This window comes from Pseudomonas songnenensis (assembly GCF_003696315.1).
GTDB classification, from domain to species: Bacteria; Pseudomonadota; Gammaproteobacteria; order Pseudomonadales; family Pseudomonadaceae; genus Stutzerimonas; species Stutzerimonas songnenensis.
In genome coordinates, this window is sequence record NZ_RFFN01000003.1 from 243,762 (window position 1) to 270,360 (window position 26,599).

Genomic DNA, 26,599 nt, shown 5'->3' on the forward strand with positions numbered 1-26,599 from the left:
ACGATCGGATTCAGCCGTGCGCTTCGAGCAGATCGTGCAGCTCCACGAACTGCTGGCTGAGCTTGTGCCGCGGGTCCAGGTACACCAGCGGCGTGCAGGCCTGGTGCGATTCGCGCATCTTTACCGAACTCATAAGGTTGACCGGCAGCACCGGCAAACCCTCACTCAGCAGTTCATCGATCATCTGCTGCGGCAGCGCGGCCCGTGGCTGGAACTGATTGACCACGATGCCCTCGACCTCGAGCGTCTCGTTGTGGTCATCCTTCATCTCCTCGATCTCCGCCAGCAGGCTGTACAGCGCCTGACGGGAAAAGCTGTCGCAGTCGAAGGGAATCAGGCAGCGGTCGGCAGCGATCAGCGCCGAAACGGTATAGAAATTCAGTGCGGGCGGAGTATCGAGGTAGATGCGGTCGTAGTCTTCAGCGAGGCCGTCGAGCAATTTTCGCAGCTTGTTGATCTTGTGCTTGGCCTCCAGCTTGGGCTGCAGGTCGGCCAGTTCGGCCGTGGCGCTGATCAGGTGCAGGTTGTCGAAGGCCGTCTCGAGGATCGGCGGGCGTGCCTTCTTGCCAGCCGTGCCGCCAGCGAGGATCTGCTTGAAGAAGTCGGCGATACCGGTCGGAATGTCATCGCCGGTCAGCCCGGTCAGGTAGTGCGTGGAGTTGGCCTGGGCGTCCAGGTCCACCAGCAGCGTGCGGTAGCCCTGCGATGCGCTGACCGCAGCCAGGTTGCAGGCGATGCTCGACTTGCCGACACCACCCTTCTGATTGAACACGACCCTGCGCATGACTTGGCTCCCAAGAAACCCCGAGGGCCTGCTCACGATCTGCTGCGCGTCGGCCCTGCTGCGTTAAAGAACCGGCTCGGAATGCTCATTTACATAAGTAAATTCCGCTTCCTCACCGGTTTTTGCCTTGCAGGACTCTAGCTCGCGAGATCGTGAAAAGGCCCTGAGCGGTCGAGTCTATACGGCAAATATGACAGCCGCGTTATCCGCGCCGACGAACCCGACCAAAGTCAGACGGCAACGGGCGCCTTGATGTGCGGATGCGCCTCGTAGCCGACCAGCTCGAAGTCCTCGAAGCGGAAGGCGAACAGGTCCTTCACCTCGGGATTGAGCTTCATGGTCGGCAGCGGCAGCGGCTCGCGGGTCAGCTGCAGATCGGCCTGTTCCAGGTGGTTGGCGTAAAGATGGCAATCGCCGCCACTCCAGATGAACTCGCCCGGTTGCAGGTTGCAGACCTGCGCCACCATCAGCGTCAGCAGGGCATAGCTGGCGATGTTGAACGGCACGCCGAGGAAGATATCCGCCGAGCGCTGGTACAGCTGGCAGCTGAGCTTGCCGTCGGCGACGTAGAACTGGAACAGCGCGTGGCACGGCGGCAGCGCCATCTGCTCGACCAGCGCCGGATTCCAGGCCAAGACGATCAGTCGGCGCGAATCCGGATTCTTCCTGATCATCGCCAGCAGGTTGGCAATCTGGTCGATGGATTCGCCGTTCGGCGCCGGCCAGGAGCGCCACTGGTAGCCGTAAACCGGGCCCAGTTCGCCGTTCTCGTCGGCCCACTCGTCCCAGATGCGCACGCCGTTTTCCTTCAGGTACTTGATGTTGGTATCGCCCTGAAGGAACCACAGCAGCTCGTGGATGATGGATTTGAGGTGGCACTTCTTGGTGGTGACCAGTGGAAAGCCTTCGGCCAGGTCGAAGCGCATCTGATGGCCGAACACGCTGTAGGTACCGGTGCCAGTGCGGTCCGTCTTGAAGGTGCCGTGTTCGCGCACGTGGCGCATCAGGTCGAGATACTGTTTCATCGATTGACTCGAAGCAGGCGCCGAAGCGCGGTAAAAAAGGCTGCGCGAATAGTAAAAGCCCGGGGCCCGCTTGTCGCCTTCGCGGCGACAGGCAGGCCTTCGGATCAGGCCGGCGCCCGGCCGGCTTCGCGCCGGTAACCCCAGGCGATCATCCCTGCACCCAGCAGCACCATGGGGATGCACAGCACCTGCCCCATCGTCAGCCAGCCGAACGCGAGGTAGCCCAGCTGGGCATCCGGCACGCGGACGAACTCGACGATGAAACGGAAAATGCCGTAGCACACCGCGAACAGTCCGGAGACCGCCATGGTCGGCCGAGGTTTGCGCGAATACAGCCAGAGGATGACGAACAGCGCGACGCCTTCCAAGGCGAACTGATAGAGCTGCGACGGATGCCGCGCCAGCTGCTGCGGATCGGTCGGGAAGACCATCGCCCAGGGCACATCGGTGGCCTTGCCCCACAGCTCGGCATTGATGAAGTTGCCGATGCGCCCGGCGCCCAGGCCGATCGGCACGAACGGCGCGATGAAGTCCATCAGCTCGAAGAAGCTCTTGCCGTTGCGCCGGGCAAAGATCCAGCTGCACAGCAGCACGCCGATCAGGCCGCCGTGGAACGACATACCGCCCTTCCACACCTGCAGGATCAGACTCGGCTGGTTGATGTAGGCGGCCAGGTCGTAGAACAGCACGTAGCCCAGGCGGCCGCCGACGATCACCCCCATGGCCACCCAGAACACCAGGTCGGAGAGCTTGTCCTTCGGCCATTCCGGCGCGAAGCGCTGCACCCGCAGCGAGGCCAGCCACCAGGCGCCGCCGATGCCGATCAGGTACATCAGACCGTACCAGTGAATCTGCAAGGGGCCGATGGCGATGGCCACCGGGTCGATCTGCGGATAGGGCAGCATCCGTTACTCCTCAAACCAGAAAATTGATGCCGACGCTCAGCAGCAGCAGAGCGAACAGCCGTTTCAGAACCGTTGCCGACAGCCGATGCGCCAGCCGCGCGCCGAGCCTGGCGAAGAACATGCTGGTGGCGGCGATACCGAGCATCGCCGGCAGATAGACGAAGCCGAGACTCCACTCCGGCAACTGTGGCTGGTGCCAGCCGACCCACATGAAACTCAGCGCCCCGGCAATGGCGATCGGCAAGCCACAGGCGGCGGATGTCGCCACCGCCTGCTGCATCGGCACGCTGCGCCAGGTCAGATAGGGTACCGACAGCGAGCCGCCGCCGATGCCGAAAATCGCCGACGCCCAACCGATCACCACGCCGACCAGCGACAGCTCCGGACGTCCCGGCGCTCGTCCAGTGGCTTTGGGCCGCAGGTCGAAGCCCATCTGCACGGCCATCGCCAGGGCGAATACACCGATGACTTTCTGCAGCATCGGCCCCTGGATCGCCGCCGCGGTCAGGCTGCCGAGCGCCGCACCGAGGAGGATGCCGAAGGTCATCCACAGCACCGTCGACCAGCGCACCGCACCTTTGCGATGGTGCGTGAGAATCGAATTGATCGAGGTGAAGACGATGGTGGCCAGCGACGTCCCTACCGCAAGATGGGTGAGGATTTCCTGGGAAAACCCCTGAGCGCTGAAACTGAATACCAGTACCGGCACGATGATCAATCCGCCGCCCACGCCGAACAGACCGGCCAGCACGCCCGCGAAGCCACCCAGCAGCAGATACAGCAGAAACTCCATGTGCCCCGTCCCGGCGAAACAAAGCGGCATGTTAGCGGAAAACCCGCGCAGCACGCTCGCCCGGATGCTCGCGCTGGCAGACGCACGGCCCGCCTGGCGGTGGCTTCCACGTGCGTTGCGCCTGTACTCTGGCGACCCGGCCAGAGAGTAGGAACCCATGTGCCTGATCGTCTTTGCCTGGCGCCCGGACCACTGTCAGCCACTGGTGGTAGCCGCCAACCGCGACGAATTTTACGCCCGTCCCAGCTTGCCTCTGGGCCACTGGGAGGATGCCCCGTGGATCATCGGCGGGCGAGACCTGCAGGCGGGCGGCACCTGGATGGGCATCACCGCCCATGGGCGCTTCGCCGCCGTGACCAACATCCGGGCGCCTGGCCAGCCTGTCGGCCTGCGTTCACGTGGCGAACTGCCGGAACAGTACCTGCGCGCAGAGCTGTCGCCGGCCGATTACCTGACCGAACTGACCGCGCGCCGTCATGACTATGCCGGCTTCAATTTGCTGGTCGGCGATCATCAGAGCCTGTGGCATCTGAATTCCCGTAGCGGCGAAGCAACGCAGCTCGGAGCCGGCGTTTACGGGCTGTCCAACGCGGGTCTGGATACGCCCTGGCCGAAGCTGGAGAAAGCTCGCGCCGCGCTGGCTGCAGGACTCGACCAGCCCGACACCGGCCGCCTGCTGGCCCTGCTCGCCGATCCGCAGCAGGCCGCCGAACATGAGCTACCACAGACAGGCGTTCCGCTGGAGTGGGAGCGACGACTGTCGAGCATCTTCATCATCAGCCCCGAATACGGTACGCGCGCCAGCACAGCGCTGATCCGCCACGCCGACGGCACGCTGGATATCCTGGAGCGGAGTTTCGGCCCGGACGGGCCGTTGGGCGACGTGCGCTACCGCCATCCACCACGCGGCTGAGCGTGCTCAGACGGCGGCAGACGGGTTGATCAGCTTGTCCAGTCCCAGGTTGCGCAAGGTCAGCTGGACCGTACTATGGATCACCTGCGGGCTATCCAGCAGCATGACGCGCGCAAGCAGCTGTTGAGCGGTATCCATGCTGATCTGGCGCAGCAACCATTTTACCTTGGGCAAGTTGGTGGCGTTCATCGACAGGCTGTCGAAGCCCATCGCCAGCAGCAGCACGGCTGCCGCCGGGTCGCCCGCCATCTCGCCGCAGATACTCACCGGCTTGCCTTCGCTATGCGCTTCCTTGACCACCCGCTGCAGCGCCTCGAGCACGGCAGGGTGCAGGTAGTCGTAGAGGTCGGCCACGCGCGGATTGTTGCGATCGACCGCCAGCAGATACTGAGTCAGGTCGTTGGAGCCGACCGAGATGAAGTCCACCTGCCGGGCCAGCTCGCGGGTGAGATAAACCGCTGCTGGCACTTCGATCATCACGCCCACCGGTGGCATGTGCACGTCCAGTCCCTCGTCGCGCACCTCGCACCAGGCGCGATGGATCAGGTGCAGCGCCTCTTCCAGCTCACCGATGCCGGAAATCATCGGCAAGAGGATGCGCAGGTTGTTCAGCCCGGCGCTGGCCTTGAGCATGGCGCGGGTCTGCAGCAGGAAGATTTCGGGATGGTCGAGGGTGACGCGGATACCGCGCCAACCGAGAAACGGGTTCTCTTCCTTGATCGGGAAGTACGGCAGGCACTTGTCGCCACCGATATCGAGACTGCGCATGGTCACCGGCAGCGGATGGAAAGCCTCCAGCTGTTCACGGTAGATCGCCATCTGCTCCTTCTCGCTGGGGAAGCGCTCCTTGATCATGAACGGCACTTCGGTGCGATACAGGCCGACGCCTTCGGCGCCACGCTCCTGCGCACGCACCACATCGGCGAGCAGCCCGGTATTCACCCACAGCGGGATGCGGTGGCCGTCGATGGTCTCGCACGGCAGCTCACGCAATACATCGAGGCCCTCGGAGAGCTGGCGCTCCTGCTCGGCCAGCACTTCGTACTGCTCACGCAGCACCTTGCCCGGGTTGGTGATGATTTCGCCGCGGTAGCCATCGACGATCAGCTCGATGCCGTCGACCTTGGAATACGGCAGGTCCACCGCGCCCATCACCGTCGGAATGCCCATCGCACGGGCAAGGATGGCGACGTGGGAGTTGCTCGAACCGAGCACGGAAACCATGCCCACCAGCTTGCCTTCGGGCACTTCGCCGAGCATCGCCGGCGACAGCTCCTCACTGACCAGGATGGTCTTGTCGGGGTAGGTCAGGGTCTGCTGACGGGCTTCCTGCAGATAGGAGAGCAGGCGCCGACCGATATCCTTGACGTCCGAAGCGCGCTCGCGCAGATAGGCGTCGTCCATCATCTCGAAGCGCCGCACGTGCTCCCTGACCACCTGACGCAACGCGCCCTGGGCCCATTGTCCGGTGCGGATGACCTTGGTCACCTCGCCACCGAGGGCCGAATCGTCGAGCATCATCAGGTAGACATCGAACAGTGCGCGCTCTTCCTTGCGCATCTGCGTGGCGAGCTTTTCCGACAGGTTGCGCATGTCCGCGCGTACGGCTTCAAGCGCGGCTTCGAACAGCGTCAGCTCGGCATCGATGTTATCGATATGCTTATCCGGCACCACATCCAGATCAGCCGGTGGCAGCACCACCAGAGCGGTGCCCACACCGGCGCCCGGCGCACCCGGGATGCCGATGAAGCGGGTTTCCTGAATACCCTTGCCCTGCCGGCCAAGACCACGGATCGAGCCGGTCGCCTCGGCATGAGCGATAACGCCGGCGAGCTGGGCGCTCATGGTCACCAGGAAGGCCTCTTCGCCTTCATCGAACTGACGGCGTTCCTTCTGCTGAATGACCAGTACGCCCATCACCCGCCGGTGGTGGATGATCGGCGCACCGAGGAAGGAGGCGTAGCGCTCCTCGCCGGTCTCGGCGAAGTAGCGGTAGCGCGGGTGTTCGGAGGCGTGTTCGAGGTTGAGCGGTTCTTCGCGGGTGCCCACCAGGCCGACCAGGCCTTCGTTGGGCGCCATGCTGACCTTGCCGATGGCGCGCTTGTTGAGGCCTTCGGTAGCCATCAGGACGAAGCGTTCGGTTTCCGGATCGAGCAGATAGACCGAGCAGACCTGGCTACCCATGGCCTCCCTGACTCTCAGCACGATGATGCCCAACGCCGCCTTGAGGTCCTTGGCGGCATTCACTTCCTGGACAATCTTGCGCAGCGTGCCGAGCATGCTCAGAGGCTTTCTCCCCGAATCTCAGTCCCGCACCGGTAGACGCGGTGCAAGTTCTTTAAGTGCACGACGATAGACCTCGCGCTTGAAGGTGACCACCTGCCCCAGCGGATACCAGTAGCTGACCCAGCGCCAGCCGTCGAACTCGGGCTTGCCGGTCAGGTCCATGCGTACACGCTCCTCGGCACTGGTCAGGCGCAGCAGAAACCATTTCTGTTTCTGCCCGATGCACAGCGGCTGGCTGTGGGTACGCACCAGTCGCTGCGGCAGACGATAGCGCAACCAGCCCCGGGTGCAGGCGAGGATCTTCACATCCTGCTCTTCCAGGCCGACTTCTTCGTTGAGTTCGCGAAACAGCGCTTCTTCCGGCGTTTCACGAGCATTGATCCCGCCCTGCGGGAACTGCCAGGCGTCCTGATTGATCCGCCTGGCCCACAGCACCTGACCGACATCGTTAGTCAGGATGATGCCGACATTCGGGCGAAAACCATCGGAATCGATCACGGCATACAACCTCGCAGACGCATGTCGCGGCATTGTTCCACAAAACGGCAATAAGCCGAAAGCGCGGCAAGCCGCCATTCGGCACGTGCCTGCCCGCGCCGATATAGGCTGGTGAAGGCTGCGCCGGGAACGCTCTAGCCGTTATGCTTGGCGCTGCCCTGTCCATCCCGAGGAAAACAAACGTGCGCCTGGCTCTATTCGATCTCGACAACACCCTGCTGGCCGGTGACAGCGACCACGCCTGGGGCGAATACCTCTGCCAGCGCGGCATCGTCGACGCAAGCCAGTACAAGGCACGCAACGATGCCTTCTATCAGGACTACCTGGCCGGCAACCTCGACGTGCACGCCTACCAGAATTTCTGCCAGGAGCTGCTCGGCCGCAGCGAAATGCCGCAGCTGCAGAAGTGGCATGACGAATTCATGCAGGATTTCATCGAACCCATCGTGCTGAGCAAGGGCGAGGCGCTGCTGCGCCAGCATCTGGAAGCCGGCGACAAGGTAGTGATCATCACTGCCACCAACCGCTTCATCACCGGCCCGATCGCCGCGCGCCTGGGCGTCGACACCCTGCTGGCGACCGAATGCGAGATGCGCGATGGCCGCTACACCGGCCGACTGACCGATATCCCCTGCTTCCAGGAGGGCAAGGTGCAGCGGATCGAACGCTGGCTCGCCGAAACCGAGCAGACCCTGGAAGGCAGCTACTTCTATAGCGATTCGCGCAACGATCTGCCGTTGCTGCAGCGCGTCAGCCATCCGGTCGCCGTGGACCCCGATCCGGTACTGCGCCAGATCGCCACGGAGCGCGGCTGGCAGATCATCTCACTGCGCTGAGCCCGCGCAGCAGCCATGCCCGAGCCGGTCGGATCAGACCGGCTTGGCGCCCATCAGGGCGGTGATCGCGATCAGCACGGCCAGCACCAGCACCGCATAGATAGCGGCATTACGTGCCGCGGTAGGGCTGCCCGGCGCCTGCCAGGCACCGAGACGGCCAGCCAGCAGCAACACCAGTGGGATCAGCACGAGGAACAGCACGGAGCTGGCCAGCAGCCAGAACTGGCCCAGCGGCCAGCCGGCCAGATGCGTCAGCCACCAGCCGGTGACCGGCAGCGACAGACCGATCGCCGCGAGCAACGGCAGCGACAGCCGCCGGGTGCGCTGCAGCTTGCGTTGCAGCACGGCTTCGTCACTGCCGCGTCCGGCTTTCCACAGCATGATCAGGTGCACGATCACACCCAGCAGCAACAGCACCGCGGTGGCGCCATGCACGATTCGTAGGGTCAGATAGTGTTCCATTCGCGATCCTTTATGTCTGTTCAGCCGAGAAACAGCTTGTAAGCCGGGTTCTCGCTTTCGTCCCAGTAGCGGTAGCCGATCTTGTCCAGCGCGGCCGGCACCAGATGGCGCTCGTCGGCCGGCACCTGCAGTCCCGCGACTACCCGGCCATCGGCGGCGCCGTGGTTGCGGTAATGGAACATCGAGATGTTCCAGCGCCCGCCCAGCTTGTTGAGGAAATTGAACAATGCACCGGGCCGCTCGGGAAATTCGAAGCGCAGCACCATCTCGTCGCTGACGCCGGCGGCGTGCCCGCCGACCATGTGCCGCGTGTGCAGCTTGGCCAGTTCGTTATCGGTCAGATCGAGCACCGGGAAGCCCTTGTCGCGCAGCCCCTGCACCAGCGCGGCGCGCGGGTCGTTCTCCGGGTGGGTCTGCACGCCGACGAAGATGTGCGCCTGGCGGTCGGTGTGGTAGCGGTAGTTGAACTCGGTGATCTGGCGCTTGCCGATGGCTTCGCAGAACGCCTTGAAGCTGCCCGGCTGCTCGGGAATGGTCACGGCGATGATCGCCTCGCGCTTCTCGCCCAGCTCGGCGCGCTCGGCAACGTGGCGCAGGCGGTCGAAATTGACGTTGGCGCCGGAATCGATGCCCACCAGCACATGGCCGCTTACACCGTCGCGCTCGACATACTTCTTGATCCCGGCCACGGCCAGCGCGCCGGCGGGCTCGGTGATCGAACGGGTATCGTCGTAGATGTCCTTGATCGCCGCGCAGATCTCGTCGGTGCTGACGGTGATGACCTCATCAACGTAGTGCCGGCAGATCTCGAAGGTATGCTGGCCGATCTGCGCCACCGCCACGCCATCGGCGAACAGCCCGACCTGCTCCAGCACCACACGCTCACCCGCTGCCATCGCCGCCTGCAGGCAATTGGAATCATCCGGCTCGACACCGATCACCCTGGTCTGCGGATAGAGGTACTTCACATAGGCGGCGATACCGGCCACCAGGCCGCCGCCGCCCACCGGGACGAAGATCGCGTCGATCGGCCCCTGGTGCTGGCGGAGGATTTCCATCGCCACGGTGCCCTGCCCGGCGATCACGTCGGGATCGTCGTAGGGGTGGATATAGACGTAGCCCTTCTCTTCCACCAACTTCAACGAATAGGCCAGCGCCTCGGGGAAGGCATCGCCATGCAGCACCACCTTGCCGCCGCGGGCGCGCACGCCCTGAACCTTCAGCTCCGGCGTGGTGCGCGGCATGACGATGGTGGCCTTGATGCCCAACTGCTTGGCCGCCAGCGCAACGCCCTGGGCGTGATTGCCAGCCGACGCGGTGACCACGCCCCGCGCCAGTTCCTCGGCCGACAGCTGCGCCAGCTTGTTGTAAGCGCCGCGTACCTTGAAGGAGAACACTGGCTGCAGGTCCTCGCGCTTGAGCAGAATCTGGTTGCCGATTCGCTCGGAAAGCTGGCGGGCGGGCTGCAGCGGGGTTTCGATGGCGACGTCGTAGACGCGGGAAGTGAGGATCTTCTTGACGTAATGTTCGAGCATTCTGGCTGTCTTGGCGGGCAGTGCGGGGGAACGAGGAGTCTACCCCCCGCAAGCCCCCGGCGACCACCGGCAATCCACGACGGCTTCGGCATCCGCAGCAGACAAGACCCGCCGCCGGCAGAGGGCTATAATCCGAGCCTTCGTCTTTCCCGCCCGGATTCCCGCCATGACCCAGGATCAGCTCAAGCAGGCCGTCGCCCAGGCCGCCGTCGACCATATCGTTCCACACCTCAGCGACCGCAGCATCGTTGGCGTCGGCACCGGCTCCACTGCCAATTTCTTCATCGATCTGCTGGCCAAGCACAAGGGCTTCTTCGATGGCGCCGTGGCCAGCTCCGATGCCACCGCCGAGCGCCTGAAGCAGCACGGCATTCCGGTCTACGACCTGAACTCGGTGAGCGAGCTGGAGTTCTATGTCGACGGCGCCGATGAAGCCAACAAGCACCTCGAGCTGATCAAGGGCGGCGGTGCGGCGCTGACCCGCGAGAAGATCGTCGCCGCGGTGGCCAAGACCTTCATCTGCATCGCCGATGGCAGCAAGCTGGTCGAACAGCTGGGCGCCTTCCCGCTGCCGGTGGAAGTGATTCCGATGGCACGCAGTCATGTCGCCCGCGAGCTGGTCAAGCTGGGCGGCGACCCGGTCTACCGCGAAGGCGTGGTGACCGACAACGGCAACGTCATCCTCGATGTGCACAACCTGATGATCGGCTTCGCCCCGGAACTGGAAGGCAAGATCAACGACATCGTCGGCGTGGTCTGCAACGGCCTGTTCGCCAAGCGCCCGGCCGACCTTTTGCTGCTCGGCACCAAAGACGGCGTACAGACCCTCAAGCGCTGATCCTCCCGAGCGCAGCGCCCCGGCGCTGCGCCAGGTTGGCGGCTACGCTTTGAAGTGCTGCGTCGAGTCCGACGCACCACTTCACAGGAGGTGTCGCCATGTCCGGCAAATTCCACTTGAAGCGCGCCAGCAACGGCCAGTTCCATTTCAACCTGCTGGCCAGCAATGGCCAGGTTGTGCTGTCCAGCGAACAGTACAAGGCCCACGCTTCGGCACTGAACGGTATCGATTCGGTACGCAAGAATGCAGTGCGCGAGGATGCCTTCGAGGTCAGGGAGTCCAGCAACGACAAGTTCTATTTCGTGCTCAAGGCAGCCAACGGCCAGGTCATTGGCCAGAGCCAGATGTACGCCAGCCTGCATAGCGCCGAGCAGGGGTGCGACTCGGTTCGCCGCAACGCGCCGAATGCCGCGCTGCAGGACGAAAGTGCCTCGTCAATCGCGTGAGGTCGCCGGGTGATCGGCTGAAGGTTACCAATCACCCGGCAGGTTTACGGAACACGTAGAACAGATTCGGCTCGCTGACCACATACAGGGTGCCGTCCGGCCCCATCGCGATGCCCTCCGCCTGCGGCACATTGCTTTTCAGCCCATGCTTGCCGGCACTCAGCGACAGGCTGCTCAGCGGCTGACCCTTGCCATCCAGCTCGACTACCAGCCTGGACTCGTCGGATAGCGCCAGCAGATGCCCGGTCTGTTCGTCGAACTGCAGGCTGGACAGGTCGCGCACGAAAAGCCGGGCCTCGTGTTCGTTGATATGCACCGACGGCGTCGGCTCGGCAAACGGAAAGCCGGAAATTTCATAGATGCGCACCGGGTCGCGCTCCTTGGCGACGAACAGGCGCTTGCCAGCCGTATCGTAGGCCAGCCCCTCGAAGCCCTTGTTGCCGTTGAGATCGATGCCCAGCGAAAGCTGCTGGGCCTGCGCCGCATCGATGAGCGTGGTCTGCTCGTTGACCTCGATACGCAGCAGGCGCTGCAGGCGTTCGTCACTGATCACGTAGACGCCCTCGGAAATGTATTCGATGGCCTCCGGATCACCGAAACCCACCAGCGGGATCGCGCGCAGCAGCTCACCCTCCAGACTGAGCTCCAGCCAGTGCGGCTTGCCGTTGGTAACGGCGATCAGGCTGTTGCGATCCGGATCGAAGGTCAGCGCCGAGAGATCGTCATCGATTCCACTGATCACCTTGCCCTGAATGGTCGCCTGGTAATCCGGCAGCCACAGCGAGGCGTCCTGAGCCTGCTCGCCCTGATGCCACTGATTGAGATGGAACCAGCCACGCTCGAACAGGCGGTAATGAACGCCAGCGGCAACCGCCAGCAGCACCGTCACGCCCAGCAGCGCAGGCAGGAGAATTTTCAACGCACGCATAACGCCCACTTTCTTCTAACTCGAGACCGCGATTGTGCTCGGCACGGCTTACACCAAGCTTAACGGCGGGCCATGTCTCAGCGCTTGCGGCTGAAGACGTAGAAACGGTTGGGCTCGCCGACCACGTAGATGTTGCCCTCGCCATCCATCGCCACGCCCTCGGCCTGTGCGATGCCTTGCACCAGACCGTGCAGACCGCCAAACAGCGCGATGAAGCTGCGCGGCTGGCCCTGTCGATCGAGCTCAACCAGCAAGCGCGACTCGTCGGACAGCAGCAGCGTATGACCGCTGCGTGGATCGATCGTCACCGAAGACAGATCGCGAACTATCAGCGGCTGGCTGGGCAGCGCCTCGAGCGCGCCGACTGCGCCGTCTTCACCCGGAAACGGCAGCTCGAACAGGCCCTGCGGGTCGCGCTCCTTGGCCAGCAGCAGGCGTTGCGTATGCGGGTTCCAGGCCAGGCCTTCGAAGCCCTTGTTGCCGGCATCGGCGAAGCCCAGGTCATAACTGGCCAGGTCCTCCAGATCAAGGCTCTCGACATCCGGCTCGAGGAAGAACACCGCCACCAGCCGGCGACGCTCATCGACAATGGCCAGGCGGCCGTCACCCAGCGCCTCCACCGCTTCCGGATCGGAGAAGCCGGTCAGTGCGATGCGCCGCAACACGACGCCGGCCGGGGTGAACTCGACCAGCTGCGGATGCTTGCCGGTGACGGTGAACAGCGTGCCGGTCAATGGATTCCAGGTCAGCCCCGAGGTTTCGTCCTGCTCCAGGCCGGCCAGCGTGGTTTCCAGCGCGAGCTCGTAGTCCGGCAGCCAGATGCCCGCGGCACGCTGTTCGGCGCTGACCGAGTGTTCGCCCCAGTACAGCCGCAGCTGAGCGTCCCAGTGCAACAGGCGACCGGCGACCAGCAGGGCAACGAACAGCAGCAACAGGGCAGCGGCGACGATCAGGCGCCAGCGGGAATAACGGACAGGCATCGAGGAGCGTTCCGGCAGAAGGTGCCGGATTACAGCACGAGAATGGTTCGCAAAGAAGCGGCGGGCTTGCCCCGCCGCGTCCGAATCAGAGCACGCGGCTCTCGAAGCGCGACAGGCCGATCAACTCCAGCACCAGCTGATCGCCCTGGTTGAGCGGGCCGACACCGGCCGGCGTGCCGGTCAGTACCACGTCGCCCGGCTGCAGGCTGAAATGCCCGGCGATGTGCTGCAGCAGCGGCAGGATGGCGCTGAGCATCTGGCTGCTGTTGCCGTCCTGGCGGACTTCGCCGTTGATGGTCAGGCGAATGCCGATGTCGCCCAGATCCTCCACCGCGTCGCCCGGCACGAATGGCGCCAGCACGCAGGCGCCGTCGAAGCTCTTGGCGATCTCCCACGGGTGGCCCTTTTCCTTCAGCCTGGCCTGCACGTCGCGCAGGGTCAGGTCGAGCGCCGGGGCGAAACCGGAGATGGCATCGCGCACCTCTTCCTCGTTGGGCTTGCGCGACAGCGGCTTGCCAATCAGCACGGCGATTTCCGCTTCGTAGTGCACCGCACCCCGATCGCCGGGGATGCTGAAGCCATCTTCCAGCGGCACGGTGCAGCTGCCGGCCTTGATGAACAGCAGCGGCTCGGTCGGCACCGGGTTGTTCAGTTCCTTGGCGTGCTCGGCGTAGTTGCGGCCGATGCAGACCACCTTGCCCAGCGGGTAGTGGATCGGCGTGCCATCGGTGTAGTGGTGCTGGTAGCTCATCGAAGACTCCTGGTAATCCGTGGGCCCATTCAGGCCGCGAAAATCTTGCCCGGGTTCATGATCCCGTTGGGATCGAACACCGCCTTGACCGCCTTCATGTACTCGATTTCCGCCGGCGAGCGGCTGTACTCGAGGTAGTCACGCTTGGTCATGCCGACGCCGTGTTCGGCGGAGATCGAACCGTTGTACTTCTGCACGGTTTCGAACACCCACTTGTTCACCGTCGCGCACTTGCCGAAGAACTCGTCCTTGTCCATGGCATCGGGCTTGAGGATGTTCAGGTGCAGGTTGCCGTCGCCGATGTGGCCGAACCAGACGATCTCGAAGTCCGGGTAGTGCTCGCCGACGATGGCGTCGATTTCCTTGAGGAAGGCCGGCACCTTGGCGATGGTGACCGAGATGTCGTTCTTGTACGGCGTCCAGTGGCTGATGGTCTCAGAGATGTACTCGCGCAGCTTCCACAGGTTCTGCAGCTGCTGCTCGCTCTGGCTCATCACGCCATCGAGCACCCAGCCCTGCTCGACGCAATGCTCGAAGGTCGCCAGCGCCTGGTCGGCACGCTCCTCGGTGGTGGCTTCGAACTCCAGCAGCGCGTAGAACGGGCAGTCGGTTTCGAACGGTGCCGGCACGTCGCCACGGCCGAGCACCTTGGCCAGCGCCTTGTCGGAGAAGAACTCGAAGGCGGTCAGATCCAGCTTGTCCTGGAAGGCATGCAGCACCGGCATGATCGAGTCGAAATCCGGGGTACCCAGCACCAGTGCGGTGAGGTTGGTCGGCTGACGCTCCAGACGCATGGTCGCCTCGACGACGAAGCCCAGGGTGCCCTCGGCGCCGATGAACAGCTGGCGCAGGTCGTAGCCGGTGGCGTTCTTGATCAGGTCCTTGTTCAGCTCGAGGACGTCGCCCTTGCCGGTCACCACCTTCATGCCGGCAACCCAGTTGCGGGTCATGCCGTAGCGGATCACCTTGATGCCACCGGCGTTGGTGCCGATGTTGCCGCCGATCTGGCTGGAGCCGGCGGAGGCGAAGTCCACCGGATAATACAGGCCCTTGTCCTCGGCGAACTGCTGCAGCTGCGCGGTGACCACGCCGGGCTGGCAGACGGCGGTGCGATCCATCTCGTTGAATTGGAGGATCTGGTTCATGTAGTCGAACGACACCACCACCTCGCCATTGGCCGCCACCGCGGCAGCCGAGAGCCCGGTACGACCGCCCGAGGGCACCAGCGCGACCTTGCGCTCGTTGGCCCAGCGCACGATGGCCTGGACCTGCTCGATGCTCTTGGGAAAGACGATGGCCGAGGGCGCCGGAGCGAAATGCTTGGTCCAGTCCTTGCCGTAGGCATTCAGCGAATCGGCGTCGGTCAGCACTTTGCCGGGCTCGACCAGGGTTTTCAGCTCATCGATCAGGGCGGGGTCGGTCATCACGGGAACTCTCATACGATTCATGGTCACCCTGAGCACGCTTCAGCACAGGGGTGGGGGTGTTTCGCGGGGCTCGTATGCTAGCATACGCACCCCTTTGAAACGTGCCTCGGCAGACTCCCGACACCGCCAATCGCGGGTCGGCCAGCCTTCGCTGGACACTTCAGTCCTATCCTTCGGCCTTAAGGTTTTAATGCAGATGAGCCAGACCTCTCTCGACAAGAGCAAGATCAAGTTTCTTCTTCTCGAAGGCGTGCACCAGAACGCCGTCGATACCCTCAAGGCGGCCGGCTACACCAACATCGAGTACCTCAAGGGCGCGCTGTCCACCGAGGAGCTGAAGGAGAAGATCGCCGACGTTCACTTCATCGGCATCCGCTCGCGCACCCAGCTCACCGAAGAGGTCTTCGATGCGGCCAAGAAGCTGATCGCCGTCGGCTGCTTCTGCATCGGCACCAACCAGGTCAACCTGAATGCTGCTCGCGAGCGTGGCATCGCGGTATTCAACGCGCCCTACTCCAACACCCGTTCGGTGGCCGAACTGGTGCTGGCCGAAGCCATCCTGCTCCTGCGCGGCATTCCGGAGAAGAACGCTTCCTGCCATCGCGGCGGCTGGATCAAGTCGGCGGCCAACTCCTTCGAGATCCGCGGCAAGAAGCTCGGCATCATCGGCTACGGCTCCATCGGCACGCAGCTGTCGGTGCTCGCCGAAGCGCTGGGTATGCAGGTCTTCTTCTATGACGTGGTGACCAAGCTGCCGCTGGGCAACGCCACCCAGATCGGCTCGCTGTACGAGCTGCTGGGCATGTGCGACATCGTCTCGCTGCACGTCCCCGAGCTGCCATCCACCCAGTGGATGATCGGCGAGAAGGAAATCCGCGCCATGAAGAAGGGCGCCATCCTGATCAACGCCGCCCGCGGCACCGTGGTCGAGCTGGATCACCTGGCCGCCGCGATCAAGGACGAGCACCTGATCGGCGCCGCCATCGACGTATTCCCGGTCGAGCCCAAATCCAACGACGAGGAATTCGAAAGCCCGCTGCGTGGCCTGGATCGCGTGATCCTGACGCCGCACATCGGTGGCTCGACCGCCGAAGCGCAGGCAAACATCGGCCTGGAAGTCGCCGAGAAGCTGGTCAAGTACAGCGACAACGGCACCTCGGTGTCCTCGGTCAACTTCCCGGAAGTCGCCCTGCCGTCGCACCCGGGCAAGCACCGTCTGCTGCACATCCACCAGAACATTCCGGGCGTGATGAGCGAGATCAACAAGGTCTTCGCCGACAACGGCATCAACATCTGCGGCCAGTTCCTGCAGACCAACGAGAAGGTCGGTTACGTCGTCATCGATGTGGACAAGGAATACTCCGATCTGGCGCTGGAGAAGCTGCAGCACGTCAACGGCACCATCCGCAGCCGCGTGCTGTTCTGATGCATTGACCGGGCGGTACTGAAAAAGGGGAGGCTTCGGCCTCCCTTTTTCGTTTGCACGCCTGGACCGATCGGCTTCCGCTAGCTGCGCAGCACCCGGTTGCCCGCGGCGTCCACTTCCGAGCCGGGCTGCTCATCCCGCGGTTCGGGCATGGGCGGCACATCCGTCTCGATCGGTGCCTGACGCGGCTGCAGCACCGGTGCCTCGAGCTTCTCCGCATCCTGCGGCTGTTCGCCCGTCTCGCCACGCGGTTCGCTGCTGTCCAGCGGATGCTGGCGCGCCTTGTCCGGATGGGTGGGGCCGGTGCCGTCAGCCATGACGACCGAGGCGCCAGCCAGCGAAACCATCAGAATGCTCAAGCGCAGCATGCTCATCGTGCACCTCCGATAAGGATTGGTTCGCTTTCGGCCCAGCTGCGCCGGCAAAGGTTTCCGCTACAACACCACAAGCAGCCGAGCGGTCGACCGCCAGACGCAGAACGGCCCGACAGGCGCTGCCTGCCGGGCCGTTGCTGATCTGCTCCGATCAATAGGCGCCGCGTGCGCCGCCTTCGCCGCCAGTGCCCGTAGTGCCCTGTTGCCCGGTTGCGCCATCGCCGCCGGCATCGACGCCGGTGCCGGTATCACTACCGGGTGTGGTCGCCGGGCGGTCTGCGGAGCCCGGCATATTGCCGGTACCCGTGCCCGCGCCGCTGTCCATTCCGCTGCCCGTGCCAGTTCCGCCAGTACCCATGCCGGTGCCTGTTCCGGTGCCGCCCATGGTGCCTTGTTCATGGGTACCGTGGCCCATCGAATCGTGAGTGCCGGTGCCTGTATCAGTACCGGTGTTGCCAGCCGCGAACGCCGCGCCAGAAATCAGCCCAGCCAGGGTAAATGCCGCAATCTTGTGCATGGTCATGATGTTCTCCTGCAACTTTTCAAGGGGTTCACAGGTTCCGGCAGCACGCCGCAGCAGGGGTTTCCTCGGCAGCCTTTACAAAACATGACAGGGCCCGTGAGGCCTGTTGCAGAGCGGCTATGGGGAAGAACCGTCGGTCGCTTCGCTGCGGTCGCCGAGCAGATCCTCCACATACAGCATGCGCACCAGCACCATTCCAACCGCGGCCAGCGGTGTCGCCAGCAGCAGCCCGAGCGTGCCGGCGAGCAAGCCGAACAGCAGCTGCACGGCTATGGTCAGCGCGGGCGGGATCGAAACGATGCGTTGCTGCATCAGCGGCGTGAAGACGTAGCTCTCCAGCGCCTGGACGAACAGGTAAAGCCCGGCGACATAGAGCACCGTACGGCCACCCTCCAGAGAGGCCAGCAGCAGCGCCGGAATCACCGCCAGCACCGGGCCGATGTTGGGTATGAACGACAGCAACCCGGCGATCAGCCCGAGCACCAGGGCCAACTCGATGCCCAGCAGCCAGAGGCCGAGGGTGGTCAGCACGCCGATCAGCAGCATTTCCAGCAGCTTGGCCAGCAGCCAGGCACGCAAGGTCGCGCCGCCTTCGCCAAGCACCTCGCCGGCACGCGACCGGTAGCCGAGCGGAACCAGCTTCAGCAGCCCTCGAACATAGACCTGCGGATTGATCGCCAGGCAGATGCCGATGGCGAACGCGATGACGAAACTGCTCAAGGCACCCGCCACCGAGCCCATCACCTTGGTCACCACACTGAAGGCGCTGGAGCCGTCAGGAAGAGAGTCTTCCAGGCGATCGCCCTGCTGCATCAGTTCGTTCGCCCAGGGCAGCTGCTCGGCACGCTCACGCAGCTGCGCGACGGCCTGTGGCAAGGAATCGGACAGGGCATCGGCCTGCTCGGCAATATTTGGCGCGACCAGCCAGCCACCACCGCCAAGGGCGAGCAACATCACCAGGAAGAATGCCGGCATGGCCGCTTTGTAGGGCATGGAGGTGTGATCACTGATCCACTGGCTTACGCCATGAATCAACACACCGAACAGGATCGAGGCGAACAGCAGCAACAGAAAATCGAAGGCCAGCCAGGCGACTATGCAGAACAGCACGACTGCGGCGAGCACAGCAGCCTGCACCATGGTGCGGTTGGCCACCTGCTTGGCGTCGTTCTGCGACGTGGATGTGGACATGCTTCTCCCCCTGATGAGTACAAGGGGTACGACAGGCCACGGGACGCTTTAATTCAGGCCCGACGCCAATCAGCGCAGCAGTTGCCAGAGCGAGGCGCCGACGCCGGCCATGCTTTCGCCCGCGACAAGCCCCGCCGCTGCGACGATCACGAAACGCTCGCCGAGGCTGCGCCAGCGCGAGGCGAAGGCCCAGGCCAGCACGGCACCCAGCGTCATCATCAGCGAGATCGAGGCCGGAATGATGAATGCCAGGCCGAGCGCCGCGGAACTCGGCAACCAGCGCAGGCGGCGCTCCGGCAGCACGCCCTCGAGCGTCCCGAGCAGCACGCCACAGAGCGCACCCGCCAGCATCGCCCAGCGCACATCGGCAGCCAGCGCGCCGAGACCGCCGGTCAATGCTTCGGCCACGGCCTTCCAGGTCGCCACCGCCGGGGCGGGCCATTCGGGGGTGATCAACATGCGCTGCGGGTCGGGGATCAGCAGCTGATAGGCCAGCACGCCGACCACACTGCCCAGCAGAATGCCAAAGCACTGGGCCACCGCCTGGCGAGCCGGCGCCGCACCGATGACATGGCCAACCTTGAAGTCGTTGAGCAGATCGGTGCACTGCCCCGCCGCGCCACCGGCGGTGTTGGCGCTCATCAGATTGACCGGCACCTGGCCCGGGGCGAACACGCCGAAGCTCAGCTGCGACAGCTGCCCGATTGCGCCAATCGGTGGAATCCCGGTGGCGCCGACCACCCGCGCAGCGACCATCGCCAGCATCAGCGCCAGCGGAATCGACAGCAACGCCAGCCAGAGATCGATGCCGAACAGGCTGATCTGCAACACCAGCACCAGAAGCACCGCCAGCACGAGACCCGCGATCGGCCAGCCATTCGGGTGCCGCGACATCGCCTGTCGGGGCGCCGCTGACGAGCGCGAACGCAGCAGGCGCAACCCCAGCGAAGTCAGCGTGGCGCAGACCATCAGGCTCACACCCGGCCACAGCAGCCATTCGATCAGCGCGGCGAACTGCGGCCCCTCGGCTCCGGCCGGCAGACGCACCAGGCCTTCGGCCAGCAGCCAGGGCGCGATCAACCCCCAGGCAAGCAGGGCACCGAGCAACAGCGACAGGCCGACACGCAGCCCGATGATGCCGCCAAAACCGAGCAGCAGCAGCGAGGGTTCGAAGCTGAACGTCAGGCGCTCCAGCGACGCCGAAGGCGCCCAGCGCGGCAGCGTCCAGAAGAAGGTATCGACGAGCTTGGTCCCCGCCGCCAGCAGCGCCGCACTGCCCAGCACCCAGAGCCGGCGGCCGGCTTCGGCGCCATGGCTGTAGATCTGCTGCAGCGTCGCCAGGGTCGCCATACCCTCGGGAAAGCGCAGCCCCGACTCGACGATCAGCGAGGGGCGCAGATACCACGCCACCCAGATGCCAAGAAAGCTCACCGAGAACACCCAGGCCATCAGCGGCAGGCTGTCCAGCTGCTGACCGGTGAGCAGCGTATAGGCGGGAATCGGCGCCACCAGCCCGCCGGAGATGATCGACGCGCAGGACGAAGCGGTGGTCTGGTTGATGTTGCTTTCCAGCAACGACCAACGCGCACGGCCGAACGCAACGGACATGCTCTGCCAAAAAGCGAAGCCGATCAGCAGCGCAATGATCGACATATTGAACGACCAGCCGATCTTGAGGCCCGAGTACACATTGGACGGCGCCAACAGCGCACCGAGCAGCAGCCCGGTCAGCAGAGCACGCGCAGTAAGTTCCCGAGGCGAAACGGCAGAGTTGGTCGCAGTCATGCGATTACCTTAGCAGCCACTCCGGTGCAAAAACGCGCCCCCTTCCAAGCGGCTCACCCGCCCCTTGGCCGAGTTGCGCACGTGACGGCGGGATAATGCCCGTTCGCCATCGCTCGGCTGAACTTCGCTGCAAGGTGCTGGTCGTTTAGTAACTTTTTAATCAATCACGCCCGACTGACTAGGTACCGAACATGGACGCGGAGCTTACACGGGATACTTCCTCCCCAACTGTCACGCTGCTAACCGGCAATGAGCTGCTGGGGCTGTTTTTTCGTCACTTCCTCGGCGAGCAGGCGCAAGTCGAGGTGTCGCTGGCCGGACTGGAATCGGCCGAGCACTCGGGTGCCGATCTGTTTCTGGTGGACGCCGGTCATACCGAGGCCGAACAGATTTCCAGCCTGATCGATCAGCTGGATGAGCAGACACCGGTGGCGCTGGTGAACATCGTCCCCGAACAGGCCGAACAACTGGTGGAACGGCACCCGGTGATTCGCGGTGTCTTCTACAGCCACGCCACCCGCGAGCATCTGCTCGAAGGTATCCGCGTGCTGCTGCAGGGCGGCGACTGGCTGCCGCGTGTGCTGACCGAGCGGCTGCTGGGGCAATGGCGGCGGATGCGCCAGCTCGCCGAAACCAAATCGAGCCTGACGCTGCGTGAGCGGGAGATCCTCAGCCTGGCGGGCAAGGGGCTGTCGAACGCGGAGATCGCCGAGCAGCTGTGCCTGAGTCCGCACACGATCAAGAGTCATATCCACAACCTGCTACGCAAGATCGGCGCCTCCAACCGTGCCGAGGCCGCCTATCTGCTGCGCAGTCATCTGGATTGGGACAAGACCTGCAGCGTCTGATGGCGTGACTGCGGGTGGCCGTCCGCACCGCGGGCGGCAGCGCAAGCGGCGCGCTCGATGCCGGAGGCTTCGCGAAAGCGGACCGGCATTAATCCCTGAACACTGGCAAACACGCCTGTTTTTACATCATCGGATGGATATTCAAAGGCGCACGCGGCGTTCAAGAATCCTGTGCACTGTCATCCGGTATACACCAATGACCCGCCCTGCCCTGTCCCGCGCCACGCTTGTACTCGCACTGTTCGCCGGCTTGATCGGCGCGCCCCTGCACGCCGCCGACCTGCTGGATAACGGTGACCTTGCGCCGATCGGCATTTCGCCCGCGGTTTCCGGTGCGCAGCAGGTGGTCCCGCTGTCCTCCTCGCAGGCGGCCTACGTGCAGCAGATGGGCCACGGCAACCTGGCCGAACTGCGCCAGAGCGGCCAGGCGCTGAATGCACAGATACTGCAGCAGGGCTCGGACCAGGAGGCCTTCATCCTTCAGCACGGCGACAACCTGCTGGCCATCGTCGAACAGGTCGGCCAGGGCAACTTCGCCGACATCCGCCAGACCGGCAGCGACAACCAGGCCAGCATCAGCCAGTACGGCGCCTATAACGACGCACGCATCGAACAAACCGGGAGCGGGCTGCGCAGCACCGTCACCCAATTCGGCGTCGGCCAGCAGATCAACATCGTGCAGGGTCGATAACCGCCAGGGACCAAGGAGAAACACATGTTCAAGCCCGTCGCGATCGCCAGTTTGCTTGCCCTCGGCGCCACCCAGGCCTTGGCCGAGAACAGCATCGAACTGGAGCAACGCGGCGCGGACAACGTCGCCGAGCTGCAACAGCTCGGCCTGGTCGAATCCAGCTCGATCGATGTCAGCCAGATCGGCAACCTCAACGAGGCCAGCATCACCCAGATCGGCGAGGCCTACTTCAAGGTCGCCAACCTCCAACAGATCGGCAATGCAAACGTCGCCACGGTCGAGCAGACTGGACGCACCAGTACGCTCAATGCCAGCAGCGTCGGCAACGGCAACCAGATCACTGGCAGCCAGACCAGCTTCGTCACCGCACAGATCGAGCAGCGCGGCGACGACAACCAGCTGACCTTCAGCCAGCAGGGATACTACGAAGGTGCCCGCCTGAATGTGTCCCAGGACGGCCTGGGCAACATGGCCGATATTTTTCAGGGCGACGGCAACCGCATGACGTTCGCTCAAGCCGGCAGCTACAACACGGCGGATATCCACCAGAGCGACTACCACAACGAACTCGACTTCACCCAGAGCGGCGACAGCAACCGGCTAACGGTCGAGCAGAACGGCTTCGGCGGCCGCATCAGCGGTTCGTCGACCGGCAGTGGCAACAGCGTCGACATCGCACAGCGCTTCATGTCCAACCAGGCCACGGTAATCCAGAACGGCAACGACAACCTGGCGAGCATCGAGCAGGGCAACTACAGCCACCAGGCCACCATCACGCAGATGGGCAGCGCCAACGAGGCGATCATTCGCCAGAGTCTGCCGACCAACGATTACACCCGCCTGCCGAGCGCTGCAGCGATCCACCAGAGCGGCACCGGCAACAGCGCGACCATCGTCCAGCAGTAACCCTTCGACTCTCCAGCCACGGACCGGCTTCAACGGAAACAGAACGGATGCTGACCATGACCCTCGCCACCTGGCTGCTCGCCGCCGCCCCCCCGCCAGCTGACGCTGCGGTACGCGCCAGCCTCGAACTGCAACCCGTCGCGGACGATCGACTGTCCCTCGCCCTGTGCTTCAAGGGCAGCGGCCAGCAGGTCCGCTTCCGCCTCAAGGTCCGCTCCAGCGGCAAGGCTGGCAGTGCCCAGACGGCGCAGGGCGGCACCCTCACCGCTACCGCGACGGAGCAATGTCCGCTGCGCAACCGGCTCGGCATCGCGGACGACAGTCGTGTCGAAGCCGAGCTGCAGTGGTGGATCGACGACGCCGAGCAGCCACCGATACTGCGCAGCTACCCGGCGGATGAGGTCGACGTGGACGATAACGACGAGCCACAGCAGATCGCCTAGGTGCGTGCGCCGGACCAACGGTGGCACATGGGCGGGTCGTTCAGCGCAGGTTCAGCCAGGGTTCAGGAAGGGTTCAGTGACAACCGTTCAGGCTAGGGGCCGTCAGTATCCCGCTGCCTGAAAAGGAGTCACCGATGAAAAAACTTAGCACTCTGGCCCTCGCCACCACCCTCGGCATCTTCAGCTTCGGCGCCCATGCCGCCGAGAACTTCGCCGGTTTCACCTGGGGCAAAAGCACCGTCAACACCGACCGCTCCAGCTCGCTGAAGCAGAACATGGACGGCAAGAACCGCTTCGATGACGTGATCAAGAACAGTGGCACCTGGGGCGTGCGCGCCGGTCAGATGACCGACGAAGGCCGTTACTACATGACCTACGAGAACGTTTCGGACGACTACGGCAGCAGCCTCAAGCTGCGTCAGCAGAACCTGATCGGCAGCTACGACATGTTCGTCCCGCTGGGCGACACCACCCGCCTGTTCGGCGGTGCCAGCGCCGGTCTGACCAAGCTGGAGAACGAGTCCAAGGGTTATACCCGTGACAGCGACATCGGCTACCTGGTCGGCCTGCAGGCCGGTATCCTGCAGAAGCTCGGCGACAACACCTCGGTGGAAGCCGGTTACCGCTACCTGCGCAGCAACGCCGGTACCGAAGTGTCCGAGCGCGGCGTCGGCAAGCTGGGCTCGATCGATGTGCACAGCAGCAAGCAGGCCTATCTGGGTCTGAACTATCACTTCTGATGGCATTACGCTGACAGAACGTTGAACAACGGCCGGGCATTGCCCGGCCGTTTGCCCAGGGAGCAGAAAAATGAAAGTGCTGGTGGTGGAAGACGAGGCGCTGCTGCGCCACCACTTGCAGACGCGGCTCGGTGAAAGCGGGCATATCGTCGATGCCGTGCCCAATGCCGAAGAAGCGCTGTATCAGACCCACGAATTCAACCACGACCTTGCCGTCATCGATCTCGGCCTGCCGGGCATCAGCGGGCTGGACCTGATCCGCCAGCTGCGCAGCCGCGGCAAGGCCTTTCCCATCCTTATTCTCACTGCCCGCGGCAACTGGCAGGACAAGGTCGAAGGCCTGGCCGCCGGCGCCGACGACTACGTGGTCAAGCCGTTCCAGTTCGAGGAACTGGAAGCCCGGCTGAACGCCCTGCTGCGCCGCTCCAGCGGCTTCACCCAGGCCACCATCGAAGCCGGCCCGCTGCTGCTGGACCTCAACCGCAAACAGGCCACGGCCAACGGCGAGCCGCTGGCGCTGACCGCCTACGAATACCGCATCCTCGAGTACCTGATGCGTCACCAGCAGCAGGTAGTGGCCAAGGAGCGGCTGATGGAACAGCTCTACAGCGGCGACGAGGAGCGCGACCCGAACGTCATCGAGGTGCTGGTCGGCCGGCTACGGCGCAAGCTCGAGGCGCAGTGCGCGATGAAACCCATCGAAACCGTACGCGGCCTCGGCTATCTGTTCACCGAGCGCTGCCGATGAGTCGACGCTGGCGCCGCCTGCAGGCGCGCGTTCGCAATCAATTGACCGGCGCCATGTCGCTGCGCCTGCGCCTGATGCTCGGCGCCGCGAGCCTGGCCGTGCTGTTCATGCTGGCGTTGCTGCCCGCGCTGCAGGGCGCCTTCAGCCTGTCCTTCGAGAAAGTCATCGAACAGCGCCTGGCCGCCGACGCCAGCACGCTGATCACCGCCGCACAGGTCGAGAGCGGCCGACTGCAAATGCCCGAACGGCTGCCGGACGAGGAGTTCGACCTGCCGGATGCGCAGCTGCTCGGCTTCATCTACGACCGCCGCGGCGAGCTGATCTGGCACTCGCGCTCGGCCGCCGACGAGCGCATCGACTACCGTCCGCGCTATGAGGGCGGCGCCACCGAATTCCTGCGCGTGCGCGATGCCGATGGTGTGGAGTACTTCGTCTATGACGTCGAGCTGCACCTGGCCGGCAGCCGCGACAACGCCTTCAGCTTCGTCACCATGCAGCCGACCAGCGAGTACCTGAGCCTGTTCGATGAGTTCCGCCGGCAGCTCTATCTGTGGCTGGGCAGTGGCTTGCTGGTGCTGCTGGCCCTGCTCTGGCTCGGCCTGACCTGGGGCTTTCGCACGCTCAAGCGGGTCAGCGCCGAGCTCGACCAGGTCGAAGCCAGCCAGCGTGAACGGCTGAGCGACGACCACCCGCGCGAACTGCTGCGCCTGACCCGCTCGCTGAACCGCCTGCTGGACAGCGAACGCCGCCAGCGCGAGCAGTACCGCAACTCCCTGGGCGATCTGGCGCATAGCCTGAAAACCCCGCTCAGCGTGCTGCAGGGCGTCGGCGAGACCCTCTCGGCGCAGAGCCAGAGCCGCGAACAGGCGCAGGTGATGCAGGCGCAGATCGAACGCATGAGCCAGCAGATCGGCTATCAGCTGCAGCGCGCCAGCCTCGGCAAGAGCGGCCTGGTGCGCCACCGGGTCGAGCTGCGGCCGTTGCTCGACAGCCTGTGCAGCACGCTGGACAAGGTCTATCGCGACAAGCGCGTGCAGATCGACATGCAACTGGTCGAGCCCTGTGTCGTGCCGATGGAACAGGGCGCGCTGATGGAGCTGCTCGGCAACCTGCTGGAAAACGCCTACCGGCTGTGCCTTGGGCAGATCCGCATCAGCGCCCGCACCCATGACGGCGACCTGCTGCTGGGCATCGAGGACGACGGCCCCGGCGTGCCGGTGGACCAGCGCGCACGCATCATCCGTCGCGGTGAACGCCTCGACGGCCAGCACCCTGGCCAGGGCATCGGCCTGGCGGTGGTCAAGGACATCCTCGACAGCTACGGCGGCGAACTCAGCCTGGGCGAGTCAGAACTTGGCGGCGCAGCCTTCCAGATCAAGTTGCGGACCGACTAGACGAGTCGTGCACGCCGGTATTCCGACATGGCCTAAGGTAGGAGAAACCCTACCTCGAACGAGGCATTTGTCGTGGAATCGATAATGCCACTATGACACCAGTCTTCCATACCTCCACGGACG

At 64.3% G+C, this 26,599-nt stretch carries 28 protein-coding genes; 12 read left to right on the plus strand and 16 right to left on the minus strand.

The genetic code is table 11. From position 1 onward, the window contains the following. Positions 1-10: 10 nt before the first annotated feature. The 4 genes from EA798_RS09785 to EA798_RS09800 form a co-directional block, all read right to left on the minus strand. Entirely contained in the window at positions 11-784 is a 774-nt protein-coding gene (locus tag EA798_RS09785) for a ParA family protein (RefSeq protein WP_106156097.1), read from the minus strand. Between the two features lie 230 nt (positions 785-1,014). Then, a complete protein-coding gene (locus EA798_RS09790; protein WP_122098821.1) occupies positions 1,015-1,809 on the minus strand; it encodes a thymidylate synthase in 795 nt (264 codons plus the stop codon). Between the two features lie 104 nt (positions 1,810-1,913). Next, positions 1,914-2,714: a prolipoprotein diacylglyceryl transferase gene (gene lgt / locus EA798_RS09795; RefSeq protein ID WP_011911649.1), complete on the minus strand. Its 801-nt coding sequence runs from the start codon at positions 2,712-2,714 to the stop codon at positions 1,914-1,916. Positions 2,715-2,724: 10 nt separating this feature from the next. After that, positions 2,725-3,507 (minus strand): sulfite exporter TauE/SafE family protein, encoded by a 783-nt coding sequence (locus EA798_RS09800; RefSeq protein WP_122098822.1) that lies wholly within the window; start codon positions 3,505-3,507, stop codon positions 2,725-2,727. 157 nt (positions 3,508-3,664) lie between these two features. Between EA798_RS09800 and EA798_RS09805 the strand changes: the two genes are divergently transcribed. Next, the gene (locus EA798_RS09805) at positions 3,665-4,420 is read left to right on the plus strand and encodes an NRDE family protein (RefSeq protein WP_122098823.1); all 756 of its coding nucleotides are present in this window, start codon (positions 3,665-3,667) and stop codon (positions 4,418-4,420) included. 6 nt (positions 4,421-4,426) lie between these two features. Here the strand turns inward: EA798_RS09805 and ptsP are convergent, their stop codons facing one another. Both ptsP and EA798_RS09815 read right to left on the minus strand, forming a co-directional pair. Continuing rightward, positions 4,427-6,700: a phosphoenolpyruvate--protein phosphotransferase gene (gene ptsP / locus EA798_RS09810; RefSeq protein WP_106156101.1), complete on the minus strand. Its 2,274-nt coding sequence runs from the start codon at positions 6,698-6,700 to the stop codon at positions 4,427-4,429. Between the two features lie 24 nt (positions 6,701-6,724). Then, on the minus strand, positions 6,725-7,204 hold the full coding sequence (locus EA798_RS09815) for an RNA pyrophosphohydrolase (RefSeq protein ID WP_015278517.1): 480 nt from the start codon (positions 7,202-7,204) through the stop codon (positions 6,725-6,727). 182 nt (positions 7,205-7,386) lie between these two features. Here EA798_RS09815 and EA798_RS09820 point away from each other — a divergent pair, with 182 nt between their 5' ends. Beyond that, a complete protein-coding gene (locus tag EA798_RS09820; RefSeq protein ID WP_106156102.1) occupies positions 7,387-8,040 on the plus strand; it encodes a histidinol-phosphatase in 654 nt (217 codons plus the stop codon). 33 nt (positions 8,041-8,073) lie between these two features. On the opposite strand, the gene EA798_RS09825 is transcribed toward EA798_RS09820, so the two are convergent. Then, positions 8,074-8,502, minus strand: coding sequence for a DUF2269 family protein (locus tag EA798_RS09825; RefSeq protein ID WP_122098824.1), 429 nt, complete (start codon positions 8,500-8,502; stop codon positions 8,074-8,076). A 20-nt stretch (positions 8,503-8,522) separates the two neighbouring features. After that, positions 8,523-10,037: a threonine ammonia-lyase, biosynthetic gene (ilvA, locus tag EA798_RS09830; protein ID WP_244221266.1), complete on the minus strand. Its 1,515-nt coding sequence runs from the start codon at positions 10,035-10,037 to the stop codon at positions 8,523-8,525. A gap of 166 nt (positions 10,038-10,203) precedes the next feature. Here ilvA and rpiA point away from each other — a divergent pair, with 166 nt between their 5' ends. Next, on the plus strand, positions 10,204-10,875 hold the full coding sequence (rpiA, locus tag EA798_RS09835) for a ribose-5-phosphate isomerase RpiA (protein WP_122098826.1): 672 nt from the start codon (positions 10,204-10,206) through the stop codon (positions 10,873-10,875). 98 nt (positions 10,876-10,973) lie between these two features. Then, positions 10,974-11,321, plus strand: a complete 348-nt coding sequence (locus tag EA798_RS09840) for a YegP family protein (RefSeq protein ID WP_122098827.1) — start codon at positions 10,974-10,976, stop codon at positions 11,319-11,321. Positions 11,322-11,352: 31 nt separating this feature from the next. Here the strand turns inward: EA798_RS09840 and EA798_RS09845 are convergent, their stop codons facing one another. From EA798_RS09845 to EA798_RS09860, 4 genes are all read right to left on the minus strand, one after another. After that, entirely contained in the window at positions 11,353-12,249 is an 897-nt protein-coding gene (locus EA798_RS09845) for an SdiA-regulated domain-containing protein (RefSeq protein ID WP_122098828.1), read from the minus strand. 77 nt (positions 12,250-12,326) lie between these two features. Continuing rightward, complete coding sequence (locus tag EA798_RS09850) at positions 12,327-13,229, minus strand: SdiA-regulated domain-containing protein (protein ID WP_122098829.1); 903 nt, start codon at positions 13,227-13,229, stop codon at positions 12,327-12,329. An 85-nt stretch (positions 13,230-13,314) separates the two neighbouring features. Further along, on the minus strand, positions 13,315-13,980 hold the full coding sequence (locus EA798_RS09855) for a fumarylacetoacetate hydrolase family protein (protein WP_122098830.1): 666 nt from the start codon (positions 13,978-13,980) through the stop codon (positions 13,315-13,317). Between the two features lie 29 nt (positions 13,981-14,009). Next, entirely contained in the window at positions 14,010-15,404 is a 1,395-nt protein-coding gene (locus EA798_RS09860) for an FAD-binding oxidoreductase (RefSeq protein WP_106156110.1), read from the minus strand. Between the two features lie 199 nt (positions 15,405-15,603). Between EA798_RS09860 and serA the strand changes: the two genes are divergently transcribed. Next, a complete protein-coding gene (serA, locus tag EA798_RS09865; RefSeq protein WP_038665977.1) occupies positions 15,604-16,833 on the plus strand; it encodes a phosphoglycerate dehydrogenase in 1,230 nt (409 codons plus the stop codon). Positions 16,834-16,913: 80 nt separating this feature from the next. Here the strand turns inward: serA and EA798_RS09870 are convergent, their stop codons facing one another. The 4 genes from EA798_RS09870 to EA798_RS09885 all read right to left on the minus strand — a co-directional run bounded on the left by EA798_RS09870 (position 16,914) and on the right by EA798_RS09885 (position 20,706). Next, positions 16,914-17,207 (minus strand): hypothetical protein, encoded by a 294-nt coding sequence (locus EA798_RS09870; protein WP_122098831.1) that lies wholly within the window; start codon positions 17,205-17,207, stop codon positions 16,914-16,916. Between the two features lie 151 nt (positions 17,208-17,358). After that, positions 17,359-17,730, minus strand: a complete 372-nt coding sequence (locus EA798_RS09875) for a hypothetical protein (protein WP_106156112.1) — start codon at positions 17,728-17,730, stop codon at positions 17,359-17,361. Between the two features lie 117 nt (positions 17,731-17,847). Next, on the minus strand, positions 17,848-18,921 hold the full coding sequence (locus EA798_RS09880) for an AI-2E family transporter (protein ID WP_122098832.1): 1,074 nt from the start codon (positions 18,919-18,921) through the stop codon (positions 17,848-17,850). Between the two features lie 69 nt (positions 18,922-18,990). Next, a complete protein-coding gene (locus tag EA798_RS09885) occupies positions 18,991-20,706 on the minus strand; it encodes an OPT family oligopeptide transporter (protein ID WP_122098833.1) in 1,716 nt (571 codons plus the stop codon). Positions 20,707-20,969: 263 nt separating this feature from the next. On the opposite strand from EA798_RS09885, the gene EA798_RS09890 reads away from it, so the two are divergent. From EA798_RS09890 to EA798_RS09920, 7 genes are all read left to right on the plus strand, one after another. Beyond that, positions 20,970-21,554 carry a helix-turn-helix transcriptional regulator gene (locus EA798_RS09890; RefSeq protein WP_122099121.1) on the plus strand — a complete coding sequence of 195 codons (585 nt, stop codon included), beginning with the start codon at positions 20,970-20,972 and terminating at the stop codon, positions 21,552-21,554. Positions 21,555-21,750: 196 nt separating this feature from the next. Further along, complete coding sequence (locus tag EA798_RS09895; RefSeq protein ID WP_122098834.1) at positions 21,751-22,245, plus strand: curli production assembly protein CsgB; 495 nt, start codon at positions 21,751-21,753, stop codon at positions 22,243-22,245. 24 nt (positions 22,246-22,269) lie between these two features. Further along, positions 22,270-23,151, plus strand: coding sequence for a hypothetical protein (locus EA798_RS09900; RefSeq protein ID WP_122098835.1), 882 nt, complete (start codon positions 22,270-22,272; stop codon positions 23,149-23,151). Positions 23,152-23,198: 47 nt separating this feature from the next. Then, positions 23,199-23,594: a hypothetical protein gene (locus tag EA798_RS09905; protein WP_122098836.1), complete on the plus strand. Its 396-nt coding sequence runs from the start codon at positions 23,199-23,201 to the stop codon at positions 23,592-23,594. Between the two features lie 134 nt (positions 23,595-23,728). Next, a complete protein-coding gene (locus EA798_RS09910) occupies positions 23,729-24,334 on the plus strand; it encodes an outer membrane beta-barrel protein (RefSeq protein ID WP_015278536.1) in 606 nt (201 codons plus the stop codon). 70 nt (positions 24,335-24,404) lie between these two features. Then, positions 24,405-25,082, plus strand: coding sequence for a response regulator (locus EA798_RS09915; protein ID WP_049340666.1), 678 nt, complete (start codon positions 24,405-24,407; stop codon positions 25,080-25,082). After that, entirely contained in the window at positions 25,079-26,476 is a 1,398-nt protein-coding gene (locus tag EA798_RS09920) for an ATP-binding protein (RefSeq protein ID WP_106156118.1), read from the plus strand. Before EA798_RS09915 ends, EA798_RS09920 begins: the two co-directional genes overlap by 4 nt. Positions 26,477-26,599 lie beyond the last annotated feature (123 nt).

Excerpts from the sequence above, each read along its gene's own strand:
- EA798_RS09785 (WP_106156097.1), bottom strand. The coding sequence starts at position 784 with ATGCGCAGGGTCGTGTTCAATCAGAAGGGTGGTGTCGGCAAGTCGAGC.
- EA798_RS09790 (WP_122098821.1), bottom strand. The coding sequence starts at position 1,809 with ATGAAACAGTATCTCGACCTGATGCGCCACGTGCGCGAACACGGCACC.
- lgt (WP_011911649.1), bottom strand. The coding sequence starts at position 2,714 with ATGCTGCCCTATCCGCAGATCGACCCGGTGGCCATCGCCATCGGCCCC.
- EA798_RS09800 (WP_122098822.1), bottom strand. The coding sequence starts at position 3,507 with ATGGAGTTTCTGCTGTATCTGCTGCTGGGTGGCTTCGCGGGCGTGCTG.
- EA798_RS09805 (WP_122098823.1), top strand. The coding sequence starts at position 3,665 with ATGTGCCTGATCGTCTTTGCCTGGCGCCCGGACCACTGTCAGCCACTG.
- ptsP (WP_106156101.1), bottom strand. The coding sequence starts at position 6,700 with ATGCTCGGCACGCTGCGCAAGATTGTCCAGGAAGTGAATGCCGCCAAG.
- EA798_RS09825 (WP_122098824.1), bottom strand. The coding sequence starts at position 8,502 with ATGGAACACTATCTGACCCTACGAATCGTGCATGGCGCCACCGCGGTG.
- ilvA (WP_244221266.1), bottom strand. The coding sequence starts at position 10,037 with ATGCTCGAACATTACGTCAAGAAGATCCTCACTTCCCGCGTCTACGAC.
- rpiA (WP_122098826.1), top strand. The coding sequence starts at position 10,204 with ATGACCCAGGATCAGCTCAAGCAGGCCGTCGCCCAGGCCGCCGTCGAC.
- EA798_RS09840 (WP_122098827.1), top strand. The coding sequence starts at position 10,974 with ATGTCCGGCAAATTCCACTTGAAGCGCGCCAGCAACGGCCAGTTCCAT.
- EA798_RS09845 (WP_122098828.1), bottom strand. The coding sequence starts at position 12,249 with ATGCGTGCGTTGAAAATTCTCCTGCCTGCGCTGCTGGGCGTGACGGTG.
- EA798_RS09850 (WP_122098829.1), bottom strand. The coding sequence starts at position 13,229 with ATGCCTGTCCGTTATTCCCGCTGGCGCCTGATCGTCGCCGCTGCCCTG.
- EA798_RS09855 (WP_122098830.1), bottom strand. The coding sequence starts at position 13,980 with ATGAGCTACCAGCACCACTACACCGATGGCACGCCGATCCACTACCCG.
- EA798_RS09860 (WP_106156110.1), bottom strand. The coding sequence starts at position 15,404 with ATGACCGACCCCGCCCTGATCGATGAGCTGAAAACCCTGGTCGAGCCC.
- serA (WP_038665977.1), top strand. The coding sequence starts at position 15,604 with ATGAGCCAGACCTCTCTCGACAAGAGCAAGATCAAGTTTCTTCTTCTC.
- EA798_RS09870 (WP_122098831.1), bottom strand. The coding sequence starts at position 17,207 with ATGAGCATGCTGCGCTTGAGCATTCTGATGGTTTCGCTGGCTGGCGCC.
- EA798_RS09875 (WP_106156112.1), bottom strand. The coding sequence starts at position 17,730 with ATGACCATGCACAAGATTGCGGCATTTACCCTGGCTGGGCTGATTTCT.
- EA798_RS09880 (WP_122098832.1), bottom strand. The coding sequence starts at position 18,921 with ATGTCCACATCCACGTCGCAGAACGACGCCAAGCAGGTGGCCAACCGC.
- EA798_RS09885 (WP_122098833.1), bottom strand. The coding sequence starts at position 20,706 with ATGACTGCGACCAACTCTGCCGTTTCGCCTCGGGAACTTACTGCGCGT.
- EA798_RS09895 (WP_122098834.1), top strand. The coding sequence starts at position 21,751 with ATGACCCGCCCTGCCCTGTCCCGCGCCACGCTTGTACTCGCACTGTTC.
- EA798_RS09900 (WP_122098835.1), top strand. The coding sequence starts at position 22,270 with ATGTTCAAGCCCGTCGCGATCGCCAGTTTGCTTGCCCTCGGCGCCACC.
- EA798_RS09905 (WP_122098836.1), top strand. The coding sequence starts at position 23,199 with ATGCTGACCATGACCCTCGCCACCTGGCTGCTCGCCGCCGCCCCCCCG.
- EA798_RS09910 (WP_015278536.1), top strand. The coding sequence starts at position 23,729 with ATGAAAAAACTTAGCACTCTGGCCCTCGCCACCACCCTCGGCATCTTC.
- EA798_RS09915 (WP_049340666.1), top strand. The coding sequence starts at position 24,405 with ATGAAAGTGCTGGTGGTGGAAGACGAGGCGCTGCTGCGCCACCACTTG.
- EA798_RS09920 (WP_106156118.1), top strand. The coding sequence starts at position 25,079 with ATGAGTCGACGCTGGCGCCGCCTGCAGGCGCGCGTTCGCAATCAATTG.